Origin of the sequence: Bacillus sp. ISL-4 (genome assembly GCF_018613275.1) — a bacterium.
In the GTDB taxonomy this organism is placed as follows: Bacteria; Bacillota; Bacilli; order Bacillales; family DSM-1321; genus Peribacillus; species Peribacillus simplex_E.
In genome coordinates this window covers 1-12122 of sequence record NZ_JAGGQN010000056.1, presented here as the reverse complement: position 1 = coordinate 12122, position 12122 = coordinate 1, and the positions used below count along the sequence as shown (strand labels likewise).

Genomic DNA, 12122 nt, shown 5'->3' with positions numbered 1-12122 from the left:
CAGTTATGTCATTACTGAAACTTAACAAAAACATATAAAAGTTCATGAAAACTTTACTTTTATTTACAGAATTCTCATATTGATGTCAATATTCAGTAATACATGTTTGTTATAATCGATTGACGGTTTTAAAAGTGATTGGAATAGGGTCTTCTAAAAATCCTTCATTTACAGATAAGTAGCAGGCTGATTGAAGATGACTGAATAGTAGGAGTGACAAAAATGGAGGAATCTATAAATCTATATGAGCTTACATTTAGTGAAAAAGATAGATATGTAATCATTACGAATGCTTATCCACATGAAGATCAGTTATATCGGAATGGGTTCATCCACCGAAGAGTCAAGGCTTATCTGGATCAGGGTTTGAAGGTTGATGTCTTTGTTTTGCATCCTGCCTATAAAAAAGCAGAAAAGTATACGTATGAAGATGTGCCTGTTTATCGAGGAACTGAACAGCATCTGCGCATTTTCTTAAATCATAAAGTACATAAAAAAGCGCTCATTCATTTTGTTAATCCCAAAATGGTACAAGCGATAAAAGAAACGAACACAGATTTACCGATTATCACCTGGATACATGGATTTGAAACGGAAGCATGGCATAGAAGATGGTTTAATTTTCTTGAAAGCCCTGAAAGCTTGAGGAAGATACTTGAAATGTCGGGCGACTATTATGTAGAACAGCTTTCTTTTATGAATTGGTTTTACCAAACGAATGAATTGGATACAACATTTGTTCATATTTCCAAATGGTTCAAAGAACATATTGCGGAATGTGACGCAAGAGCAGAATCGAAAAATTCAGTAATCATTCCTAATGTAATAGATGACAATCTGTTTACCTTTATCGAAAAGCCTGTTGAAAAGCGGACAAAAGTCCTTTCAATCAGGCCATACGCTTCACGAAAATATGCCAATGATTTATCGGTGAAAGCGGTGCTGGAACTATCGAAGAGACCATACTTCGATAAGTTGGAATTTGCATTTTATGGTGATGGGAAATTGTTCGATCAAACCGTTGAGTCAATCCGGGATTTTGAGAATGTGACGATTCATAAAGGTTTCCTATCTCAGGAGCAAATCGCTGCATTACATAAGGAGTATGGAATTTTCCTTTGCCCGACCCGTTTGGATTCTCAAGGAGTTTCTATGTGTGAGGCAATGTCGAGTGGGCTAGTGCCGATTTCAACAGATATTACGGCAATCCCGGAATTCGTAAAACACGACGTTTCTGGCCTTCTAACAAAGCCTGAGTCCCCTATCGAAATTGCCGATGCAATAGAGCGCTTATATTACAACTCGGACGTATTTTTAAGAGTATCAAAACAAGCTTCTCAGTCGATTCGAGAAAAATGCGCGGTAGATGTTGTTATTAAAAGAGAATTGGAGATTATCCAAGGTTAAATGAGGGGAGTTTTTTCAATATGGACGAACGAAACGAATATTGGAAAACTATGTATGAGGAACTTGAATTACAAATGAAAGATATGATGTCCATGACATTGGAGCTCATAGAGGAAAGTGGCGCTGAAAAGCAAAAAATAATTGAGAATATTACAAAAGAAAATAATATGCTGCGGGAAGAATTAGAAAAAAGTAAGATGGCCCAAAAAGAAAATAGTAAACTTAACAAAGAAATACGAAGACTTAAGTTATTAGAACACAAATTCAACGTTACATATGCAGGGAAATTCACGTTAAAATATCTTGCGCTTAAATCATCTATTAAAGAACAAATAAAAAAGTAAAAATTCATATCAGATTTCAGTCATTGGAGTGAAAACTTTGAATTCACATGAACTAGTTGAAAACAGAAAAATGAAGGTGCTTCTATTTGGCTTTATTGACATGAATTCAATGGATGGATCTGCAGTATTTTTATCTTCCTTAGCATCGACCATTGCGTTAGATTCCAACATCGAAGTTGACTTACTTTTAGCTAGTCCGGTCAAACGTGATATCTTAATTCAGCCTCTTGAGAAATTTGATAATATAACCATCCTCAATCCTTTTGTTGATCCTTTTTTTGAAGCCAACGATGATGAATGGGTAAAAAAAGGTGTCATTGATTTTGATATAGCTGAAATGCTCATTTCTCATTATTGGAGTCAAAAGGGATATGATTGGCTATTTGTAAGAAGCATTGAGACTGTTGAAAAAATAGCAAAGCATAAGCATATCATAAAGAATACATTAGTTTATGCTACAGGCTTGACTCACATAGGTCAGGATGTTAATGAAGAAAAATTTGAGAGCATCAAAAATATATATGATCAGTGTGCGTATTTCTTATGTCAAACAGAAGAGATGTGCGAATTTGTCATTGAGATTCTTAATTTGAATAAAGAAAAAAACAAAGTTTCCCTGCTTACCCCGATGATACCGAACGTTGAATCAGCAGAAGGGCAGAACCGGTTAAAAAACAAACTTGTATATACAGGGAAATTCGACCCAGATTGGAAGACCATTCCCATCATTACTGCTTTTAAAGAATTAAAACGCGAGATTCCGAATCTATCACTTGATGTAGCGGGGGATAAATTCAAATGGGTTAAAGAAGATTCTCAGTTTAAGGAAGAAGCGGCATACCTCCTTAAAAATACAGATGGGCTTACATGGTACGGGGCATTGACAAGGGAGAATGCTCAACAATTAATCGTGAACGGTGATATTGGGATAACCTGGAGAAGTGTGGAAATGGACAGCAGTCTGGAACTGTCTACAAAGCTATTGGAGTATGGGATCTTAAGGAAGGCTGTAATAATGAATCCAACCGAAATGCATATAAAGCTTTTTGGCGAAGATTACCCGTTATATGCTGTTACAGAGAAGGATTTCCGTGACGCTGTCAAATTAGCGCTATGTGATAAGGATATATATGAGTTTGCGGCACAACGAATGTATCAAGTTAGCAGACAGTTTTTATTTTCGGAAGCAATAAAAAAACTGCAAGGGCTATTATGGAGCAAACGTATTACAGATTATGTAAATGAAAGTACGGACATGTTTTATATTGATGAAGATGACTTTGATGAACTGAATCAGCATACACCATCAAAAAAAGTGAAAAAATTGCCTGCAGAGTTTAATGTTGACGAAGTTTTCACTTATATTGTCAAAAACATACCTGAAGAAATAAAACGAGTTGAAAAACTGTTTAAACTGTCTGGGTATGGTCAAATCATTTCAGCGGGAAAAGCTGGATGTTATACATTTTTCCACATCCATAAAAGTTATGGAAACTTTGAACAAAATTTTCAAAAAAACATGCCATATTTAAATACGATAGGGTTTGAAACCTATGGCAATCCTAAATTAAAACCAAAAGATGTGGAAATTTCAATGAAAGAACGGGCAATTGTCGATAATAAAAACACTGAAATTAAAGTGAAAAATAAAGAATTGGTTAAAGAAGTAAAGAAATTAAAAAAACTGAACACAGTTCAACTTAAACAAATTACTAAGCTAGAAAAACAAAACCTAGCACTTGGACGTAAATATGATTCACTTTCGAAGTCGAAAATGGGTAAAATGACATTCAAGTATTGGGATATAAGAAAAAGGCTTAACTTCTAATAATGCAATTAGTCAATGCAATGGCAGACACTTCTTAACTATATATTAGTCAAAGGAAAGCTCCTGAATGCTGCACGCTTACAGGGGCCTTTGTCATTTATATCGAGTAAATGAACAGGGCTTTTTGCAAAATTTTTATGTGTGTTGTCGATTTCCACAGTATGTATAAAGCGCGTCAGTTTACCATTCCATGAAAATTAAAACTTGGACGTAAGCTTAATAAAGAATTACGGAATTACAGATAAACTAACCTTTCAGCAATTACCCAAATAGACCGATTGTCCTTTAAAGATGTTATAATATTTTGAAAAAGGGGGAGAGATGATGGAGGAAAATGTGCTAAAAGCGATTCAAGATGATTATCCAGATGAATTTGCATGGTGTTATGGATGTGGTCGCTTAAACAAAGATGGTCATCATTTTCGAACGGGTTGGCAAGGCGAGCAAACAAGGACAATTTATACACCACGACCAGAGCATATCGCAATTCCAGGATTTGTTTATGGCGGCTTGATTGCATCTTTAATTGATTGTCATGGAACAGGTTCCGCTGCTATTGCATTGCACCGTAAAAATGGTCATGAAGTTGGAGATGGAGTGGAGCCTCCAAGGTTCGTGACAGCTTCACTGAAAGTGGAGTTCGTAAAGCCAACCCCAAATGATGTGCCATTAATAGCCGTTGGGACGGTTCATGAAATTCATCCTAAGAAATGGAGAATCGAAACTGAAGTTTTTGCCATCGATAAACTTTGCGCCCGTGGAGAGGTAATCGCTGTTGTGATGCCAAGTACTTTTACAAGCAAAGAGAGATCTTAATCAATATAAACGCATTTTATATCAAAGGGCCGTCCAATTATTTGGGCGGTTATTTAGTGTATCTGAATATCCATTTCAAGCATGTTATCGCTATAAAGTGGCATGTAGATGGAAATCACAATCTAAATATGGAAGATATTAATATACTTACATTATAAGCAAAGGGAGGTCGCAGAATGAAAATAAACGTAGAGATAGATGAGGAGATCAAGGCGATAGAGGTGCTTATCCGCAATCACGAATGGAATGAGGAAGTGCAGGAACTGATGGAGCGCTTGAAGGAGAGGAAAAGACCGTATTTTGTTGGGAGAAAAGAAGAAATGCAGCATGTCTTCCGGGCAGAAGAAATTATCTGTTTGTTTACAGAGCAAGATTCCATAATGGTGCGGACGAAACAGGGTACTTTCGAAATGAAAGAAAGGTTATATGAACTGGAAAGAGACCTTCCCGGTAATCAATTCGTGCGATTGTCCAAGTCAGTGATTGCCAATTTGGATGAGTTAAGCAGATTCGAGGCATCTTTCAACGGGACCTTATGTGTGTATTTCCGATCAGGGGAAAAAGAATATGTTTCTCGCCACTATGTTCAAGGGATCAAGAAAGCATTTCAATGGAAAAGGAAGGGATTATGATGAAAACACTATTATTCCGAAGTTTTGTTGGAATTTGCTTTGGGGCACTCGTGATGGTGCTGACATGTTTTGGGGTGATCGCTTTTGGGGAGGCTACTTCATTGGACAGTGGAATATTTGTAAAAAACGCGATAGGCTGTATATTATGTGGCTGGTTCTTCAGCACGGCAACACTCTTCTTTGAAAATGAAAAATGGAGTTTGTTATCTCAAACCATACTGCACTTCCTGACTGTCAGCATTCTTTACTTCCTATTATCCTTTTTTGTTGGTTGGATTCCATTCAGCTTAAAAGGATTAGCCATAGGAATTGGGATTTTCATACCATTCTATATGATCATTTGGGCCATATTCTATCTCTACTTCCGCTTCCAAATGAAAATATTGAATGATGGACTTGATAAAAGAAGGAATTGAACGTGAGTGATCAGTTAGAGCGGTGTAAAGCTGAACAGCAAGAGTATAAAGGCATTTTCATATAACCCGCCGGCTTCATGATCCTTGCATCTACTGCCGTATGTTCAATTGAAACAACAGTTAAAGCTGCAAAACGATTAACTTACCATTTGACCGAACAAGAACACCAAAAAGGATAATGGTATCAGGTGCCATGAAGATACCGTACCAACTTAAACTGAAATCCCTTATACCTGCTCGATCTATAGCAGGTCTTTGCATTTTCATTTTTCCTGTGGTATTACTCCATTTGTTTGACCCCCTTTGGATTTAAATAAAGAGACACCGCTCCATGTTGAATCGGTGTCTCCTTATATTTTATCGGCTTTCTATCATTAACATTTCATCGTAGATTAAGTTTTGTCTAAGCTCAGTCGCTGTTTGCATGGATATTTGCTTATCTTCAACCATTTGCTGAATGATATCACGTTCGATTTGCATTGCATTCAACTGAAAATGACTCACCATCTCCTTAAAGCGATTTGCTTCTTTTTCACTTAATGTTCCGAATGGATTCAAATAACGATTATATCTTTGAATGACAAGCATGACTTCATGACGGTTTTTAGGTGTAGTTTGTTGTTTGATCAATGAAATAGCTTCCTTTGAAGCTTCTTTTTGTGTTTTACGGAACTCCCGGATCAGGTCAGCATTTTTAACGAAGGAGTCCTCTAATTTCGCTTCCCATTTCTTATCCCATTTGACATTGATCTTTTTCTTGAAAAGAATGGCCTGCAAATTGATCCAAGCCCTTTTCAACGACGATTTTTGCATATAATTTAAGGTTCTTGAAATATACACTTTATAAAGTTCAAAGGCTGTTTCCGATATAGTCCCTTTTTCGACTAATCCGGAAACGACCTCCAATTCCTTGTTGGCACCTAGCTCAACTAAATCTCGTATTGTCCGATTATCCGGTCTATTCGTTATTCCCCGCTCCAAATCTATCAGTTGTTCATTTAAATCTTCCATCACTTGATGGACAGCTTTCTGATTATCGATGGTTGCTTCTTTGTTCAGCTGATTGATCGTTTTATTTAAAACAATTTTATAAGCTTCCTCAGTGGTTAGGCGTTCATCTTTGAATTCAATCGGTGTCTTTACCAGTAATGGCAAGAGAACTGTAGCCAATATGACGCTTAACAATATAACGCAAGCTGCGATAAACAAGACTGTATTACGCATCGGGAATAAAGTGTCATCCGGCATGAAATATGGTATGGATAAAGCTGTAGCTAATGTAATGGTTCCATGAATGCCGCTAACGGATGTCAAAAATGCAAATCGTGATCTTGAAACATTCTCCTCATCGGTGTCATCGCTATCTTCTGAATGGACCCTTGACATGATGAATTGCTCTAATGGATTCACTCTGTTTTTCGTAAACGTATCATGCAGAATGTATACCCAAATAAAACGGATCACCAATAATAAAAGAACAATTAAAACACTTATCCCAAAAAGATTACCCCTATTTAAGCCGGACTCAATTTCCTGATAAATACTCGGCAACATGAATCCTAACAAGGCAAATACAAGTCCATTCAAAACATAACCTAATACAGACCATGTATTAGTTGATACAATTTGCAATTTAGTAGTGGAGCTCTGAAGGCGATCCCGCTCGATGCCATGTATTACACCGGCAGCGACCACTGCCAAGATGCCGGATACATGGAATTCTTCAGCTACCATATATATGGCAAAAGGCGTAATTAGTTCAATAACAATGGACATGGAGATTTCTTCAAGTCCGTGAACCCGTAAAAATAATCGTAATTTAACGATTAAATAGCCCAATAGGATACCTATAAAGATACCGCCTAAAGCTACCAATATAAAATTAAGCGAAGCATCTTTTATAGAAAATACTCCAGTTAATGCAGCTGCCAAGGCAACTTTAAAAGCAACGATTCCAGCAGCATCATTGAAAAGTGATTCACCTTCAAGGATGGGCATCATATTTCCAGGCAATTTCAATCCTTTTGTAATCGTTTGTACCGCTACGGCATCCGTAGGGGTAATCGTGGCTGCTAAAGCAAAAGCGACAGCCATCGGCAAATCGGGTATTAACCAGTGGATGAAAAAACCGCCTGCAAAAACGGTCACAAATACTAACCCAAAGGCCAATAACAGAATAGGCTTACGCAATTCAAGCATTTCTTTACGGGACGTATTTTTTCCTTCTGTAAAGAGCAGCGGAGCAATGACACAGATCATGAATAATTCTGAATGAAAATCCAACGATAATTGTAATGGCAATAATGAAAGCACTGCTCCCATGGATATTTGATATATCGGTAGTGGAATACGAGTCCATATGGCATTTAATATTGTAGCGATTATCGTGGAAACTAATAATCCGAGCAATGTGATTAAGAATGACATAGAATCTCCCTTATCTTCTAATGTTTTAGTCTGTTTGCCCATGAAACTTCTATAAAAAGATAAAAAAGCAGAGGGTATTTTAAAGCGAATATCCATCCTTTAAAAAGTTCCCCTACTTTATCGTCTTGCATATCTTGGTCAAAATCAATATTTAAACAGAGACAGTATTTTCGACTAATATGTAGTCTCGGTTTTTGATATACCCTTTTGTTATTAATCACAAACAGGATATCTCAAAGGATTATGGTTTATTCAATATCAACTTATAACATAGCTTTTCAATTCTGCTAAATATAATTCATGCTGAGCTCATGATTTTCTGTATAAAATACCCTTAATGAAGAAACATAGAAAAATGGAGTTAGAGCGACCTGCAAAAAAATGGGGGTAACCAGCTTGATTCGTAATGTAGGCAAATTGTTAAGAAAAAAGAAAGTAAAAAAATCCCTGATGCAAAATAATTACCTGGATTCTAAGCCTGCAGATTCACTTGATGCGAATTTCAGTCAAAATGTAGAAACACTTCGTACTGTTTATGATAATTGCTCGGATGTCATGTTCCGTTCGTTCTTACTTTTCGGAAAGACGCGGGCGATGCTTATTTACATTGCGGGACTCTCTGACATCGAGGCGATAGAGCAATATGTGCTATCTTCACTCATGCAAGAGGCATCAAAAGAACCACAACCATTAAATGAGTTTATTGAACATAAAATGCCCGTTCCTAAAGTGGTGAAAGTGAATATGTTGGCGGATTGCATTGAATCGATTTCCTCTGGAAACCCGATCCTTCTATATGAAGGGGAAAGCGATGGATTTTCTTTAGGATTGTCCAAATGGGAAAAGCGGGCGATTGAAGAACCTGTGGCAGAGGGGGGAGTTAGAGGGTCACGAGAGGGATTCATTGAATCTCTAGAAGTAAATACGTCCCAATTGCGACGTATTATTAAAAGTCCTGCCCTTAAAATACAATCGATGAAGATCGGAACGTATACCCGGACGAATGTTTCAATTGCTTTTATTGATGGACTTGCGGATAAAACACTGATTGAAGAGATTACAACTCGGTTAGAACGAATTAAAATAGACGGTATTTTAGAAAGCGAGTACATCGAGGAAATGATCGAGGACAATCCGTATTCACCTTTCCCTCAGATCATGTCGACAGAACGGCCGGATGTAGCCTGTGCCAGCTTACTGGAGGGACGGGCTGTCATTCTTGTAGAAGGAACCCCTTTTACATTAATTGCACCAATATCCTTCTTTTCTTTGATTCAATCACAAGAGGATTATGCTCAACGTTTTATGGCAGGCACTTTTATCCGTTGGTTACGATATTTTTTTATGGGATTATCTCTTTTGCTTCCTTCACTTTATGTTGCTATTTTAACGTTCCATCATGAGGCGGTCCCAACCGCACTCCTGCTAAGCGTAGCAGCATCCCGGGAATCGGTCCCTTTTCCTGCAATAGTAGAGGCATTGGCTATGGAAATTACGTTTGAAGCACTAAGAGAGGCAGGGGTTCGATTGCCGAAGCAGGTAGGTTCTGCCGTCAGCATTGTTGGAGCGCTAGTGATTGGTCAAGCCTCCGTACAAGCGGGCTTGGTTTCAGCGCCAATGGTCATTGTGGTTGCAATTACGGGAATCGCTTCTTTTATGATGCCTCGCTATATTGCCGGAATTGCTTTCCGGATGCTGCGTTTTCCAATGATGCTGCTTGCCGGTACCTTAGGACTGCTTGGCATCATGATGGGAATCATCGCCATAGTCATTCACTTATGCAGCTTACGGTCCTTTGGCGTTCCATACTTAGCGCCACTGGCGCCGTTAAAAGGTAAAGAGCTGAAAGATGTGCTGTGGAGAGCCCCTTGGTGGATGATGGATTCACGCCCGCGTCTCACAGGGGATTCTAATGTATACCGTCAAGCCCCGGAACAGAGTCCAAATCCAAAAAGGGGGAGTGAAACGGAGTGAATAATAGCTGGAGGCGAAAAAGGATATTGGAGAAAGGAAAGAAGCGTCATTTCATGAAAAACGTCCTTCTTTTGCTCGTTATTTGTGGAACGACCCCTTTTCTAAGCGGTTGTTGGGATCGAATAGAAATCACTGACTTGGCGATTGTCACAGCAGCCGCCATCGATAAGAAGGGTAATAATCAAATCGAATTATCCGTCCAAGTCTTTATTCCAAGTTCAATTAGCAGTGGAGGCGGTCAAGGAGGGGGCAGTCAAGGGGGAAGTGGGGTTACGACAATGGTGAGATCTGCAAAAGGCTCCAATATTTCAGATGCATTGTCTAAGCTTCAAAGCAAGCTTCCGCGAAAAATATTTTGGGGACATTGTAAAGTATTTGTATTCGGTGAAAAGTTAGCGAAGGAAGGAATTCAAGAACAGATGGACTTTTTGCTGCGCCATCCGCAGCCAAGAGAGAAAGCAAATGTGTATGTCAGCAAAGGGAAAGCAAAACCTATCCTTGAATCTTTGCCACCACTGGAAAACTATTCAGGGGAAGTGCTTAGAGAACTATCTGATTTACATATTGCGATGCTGGTCACACTACAGGATTTAGATGAAATGTTAACGGGTAAGCCTCAAACGGCTGCACTTCCATTCGTTAAAATATTGCCGCCAGCGAAAGGGCAAACGAGATTACAGGGAATTCCTTACATTGTCGGAACAGCCGTTTTTAAAAAAGATAAGATGATCGGGACGATGACGGAAAAAGAAACAAGAGGGCTATTGTGGTTAAGAGATGAAATGGAATCATATACCGTGACCTTACAACCCAAAGGTGTGAAAGGGGAGATTTCTTTAAATCCAGTGACAGCCCAAGTCAAGATCATTCCGCAAATTATCAATGATAAATGGAAATTGTTGGTGAAGGTAAATACAGAAGGAGCTGTTATACAAAATGGAACGAATTTAGACCTTACAAGTCCAAAATCTTTTAATGTTGCAGAACGAGCATATCAAAAAGATATAGAAAATCGCATCAAGTTGGCTTTTCTGCATTCTCAGGATAAGAAAGCGGACATTTTAGGGTTGGGTAAAGATTTCTATAGGAAATATCCTAAACAGTTTAATAAGGTCGAAAACCACTGGGATGATATATTCGCTGAGATGGAAGTGGAAATCGATGTTGCGGCCCATATTCGAAGACAGGGCTATATAAACAAACCGGCAGGTTTGTCTGAAAATGAGGTGAAGGACAAGTGAGATGGGGGGCTTTTTTATGTACAACCGTGATCGTAGCTTTAATCATTTTGTTTGAATGGCCGAAAATGAAAAAGAATCCCAAAAAAGATAAAGTGGCATTTCTTACACTGCTCCTCACTGGCTTGGTTCTGTCCATGTTCAATCTCCCACAGATGTCCGGACCCACTCAATGGGTGGAAACCCTTTTTAGGCCATTTGGAGAGTTTATGGAAAAGTGAATCTATTAGTGGTTGTTGCGGGATTAAATCATTCTATTAAAGAAAGGAGGGAGCCGATGGAGAAAGGAAAAATTTCATCTCTGCAGATGGCATTCATGATGTATCCGACGATTGTGGCAACGGCTATTCTCGGAGTTCCAAGCATCACTGCCAAATATGCCAAAACAGATTTATGGATGTCCCCCATTTTTGCTGCGCTCATAGGGTTTCTGACGGTGTATATCGCTTATAAATTGCACCAAATTTATCCAAAACAAACGGTTTTCCAATTCACTGAAAAAATCATTGGTCGGATTCCGGGGAAAATTTTCGGTTTTTTACTCTTGTTTTTTTATATCCAGAACACGGGGCTAATCCTTAGAGACTACGCAGAATTTGTTGTCGGCTCTTTTCTGGTACGTACCCCGATTAGTGTGATCATGTTATCGATGATACTTCTGTGTGCGTTCATCGTACGCGGGGGAATAGAAGTGTTGGGGCGATCTGCTGAGTTGTTTGTACCGGTTTTTATTTTTCCAGTCTGTATCTTAATCATCTTGCTGATTCCTGACTTCGATTTTAAGAATATATTCCCGGTATTGGAAAATGGCTTAATGCCCCCAATCAAGGGTGCGATTGTACCGGGAGGATGGTTCAGCGAGTTTTTTCTGATCATTTTTCTTCTTCCTTTTTTGGCGGATATGAAAAAAGGGATGAAATCCGGGATGATGACAGTTTTTGCCGTGATGATGACGTTAATAGTGGTGAATCTTTTGGTTCTTTTTGTACTCGGGTCAACAACACCCTCAAAGAATTTTCCCTTGATGAACGTATCTCGAT

At 38.6% G+C, this 12122-nt stretch carries 12 protein-coding genes; 10 read left to right on the top strand and 2 right to left on the bottom strand.

Annotated elements, in window-relative coordinates:
* The first annotated feature begins 222 nt into the window (after positions 1-222).
* The 6 genes from J7J00_RS25170 (at position 223) to J7J00_RS25145 (ending at position 5443) form a co-directional block, all read left to right on the top strand.
* Positions 223-1407, top strand: a complete 1185-nt coding sequence (locus J7J00_RS25170) for a glycosyltransferase family 4 protein (protein WP_214795634.1) — start codon at positions 223-225, stop codon at positions 1405-1407.
* A gap of 20 nt (positions 1408-1427) precedes the next feature.
* Positions 1428-1751 (top strand): hypothetical protein, encoded by a 324-nt coding sequence (locus tag J7J00_RS25165; RefSeq protein ID WP_214795632.1) that lies wholly within the window; start codon positions 1428-1430, stop codon positions 1749-1751.
* 37 nt (positions 1752-1788) lie between these two features.
* The gene (locus J7J00_RS25160) at positions 1789-3579 is read left to right on the top strand and encodes a glycosyltransferase family protein (RefSeq protein WP_214795630.1); all 1791 of its coding nucleotides are present in this window, start codon (positions 1789-1791) and stop codon (positions 3577-3579) included.
* Positions 3580-3903: 324 nt separating this feature from the next.
* Positions 3904-4395 (top strand): PaaI family thioesterase, encoded by a 492-nt coding sequence (locus tag J7J00_RS25155; RefSeq protein WP_098370880.1) that lies wholly within the window; start codon positions 3904-3906, stop codon positions 4393-4395.
* 176 nt (positions 4396-4571) lie between these two features.
* Positions 4572-5027: a LytTR family DNA-binding domain-containing protein gene (locus tag J7J00_RS25150; RefSeq protein WP_214743187.1), complete on the top strand. Its 456-nt coding sequence runs from the start codon at positions 4572-4574 to the stop codon at positions 5025-5027.
* Positions 5027-5443 (top strand): DUF3021 domain-containing protein, encoded by a 417-nt coding sequence (locus J7J00_RS25145; protein ID WP_214795628.1) that lies wholly within the window; start codon positions 5027-5029, stop codon positions 5441-5443. The genes J7J00_RS25150 and J7J00_RS25145 overlap by 1 nt, the downstream gene beginning before the upstream one ends.
* A 120-nt stretch (positions 5444-5563) precedes the next feature.
* Here the strand turns inward: J7J00_RS25145 and J7J00_RS25140 are convergent, their stop codons facing one another.
* Positions 5564-5710: a hypothetical protein gene (locus tag J7J00_RS25140; protein WP_214795626.1), complete on the bottom strand. Its 147-nt coding sequence runs from the start codon at positions 5708-5710 to the stop codon at positions 5564-5566.
* Positions 5711-5800: 90 nt separating this feature from the next.
* Positions 5801-7870: a Na+/H+ antiporter gene (locus J7J00_RS25135; RefSeq protein WP_214795624.1), complete on the bottom strand. Its 2070-nt coding sequence runs from the start codon at positions 7868-7870 to the stop codon at positions 5801-5803.
* Between the two features lie 450 nt (positions 7871-8320).
* Here J7J00_RS25135 and J7J00_RS25130 point away from each other — a divergent pair, with 450 nt between their 5' ends.
* The 4 genes from J7J00_RS25130 to J7J00_RS25115 all read left to right on the top strand — a co-directional run.
* Positions 8321-9844, top strand: coding sequence for a spore germination protein (locus tag J7J00_RS25130; RefSeq protein ID WP_214795707.1), 1524 nt, complete (start codon positions 8321-8323; stop codon positions 9842-9844).
* On the top strand, positions 9841-11085 hold the full coding sequence (locus J7J00_RS25125) for a Ger(x)C family spore germination protein (RefSeq protein ID WP_309487246.1): 1245 nt from the start codon (positions 9841-9843) through the stop codon (positions 11083-11085). Before J7J00_RS25130 ends, J7J00_RS25125 begins: the two co-directional genes overlap by 4 nt.
* 26 nt (positions 11086-11111) lie before the next feature.
* Positions 11112-11303: a hypothetical protein gene (locus J7J00_RS25120; RefSeq protein ID WP_286201571.1), complete on the top strand. Its 192-nt coding sequence runs from the start codon at positions 11112-11114 to the stop codon at positions 11301-11303.
* A gap of 56 nt (positions 11304-11359) precedes the next feature.
* A partial coding sequence (locus J7J00_RS25115; protein WP_214795622.1) for a GerAB/ArcD/ProY family transporter occupies positions 11360-12122 on the top strand: 763 nt, incomplete at its 3' end.

Bases quoted from the DNA above. Each gene is read 5' to 3' on its own strand.
- J7J00_RS25170 (WP_214795634.1), top strand. From the start codon at position 223: ATGGAGGAATCTATAAATCTATATGAGCTTACATTTAGTGAAAAAGAT.
- J7J00_RS25165 (WP_214795632.1), top strand. From the start codon at position 1,428: ATGGACGAACGAAACGAATATTGGAAAACTATGTATGAGGAACTTGAA.
- J7J00_RS25155 (WP_098370880.1), top strand. From the start codon at position 3,904: ATGGAGGAAAATGTGCTAAAAGCGATTCAAGATGATTATCCAGATGAA.
- J7J00_RS25150 (WP_214743187.1), top strand. From the start codon at position 4,572: ATGAAAATAAACGTAGAGATAGATGAGGAGATCAAGGCGATAGAGGTG.
- J7J00_RS25145 (WP_214795628.1), top strand. From the start codon at position 5,027: ATGAAAACACTATTATTCCGAAGTTTTGTTGGAATTTGCTTTGGGGCA.
- J7J00_RS25140 (WP_214795626.1), bottom strand. From the start codon at position 5,710: ATGAAAATGCAAAGACCTGCTATAGATCGAGCAGGTATAAGGGATTTC.
- J7J00_RS25135 (WP_214795624.1), bottom strand. From the start codon at position 7,870: ATGTCATTCTTAATCACATTGCTCGGATTATTAGTTTCCACGATAATC.
- J7J00_RS25130 (WP_214795707.1), top strand. From the start codon at position 8,321: ATGCAAAATAATTACCTGGATTCTAAGCCTGCAGATTCACTTGATGCG.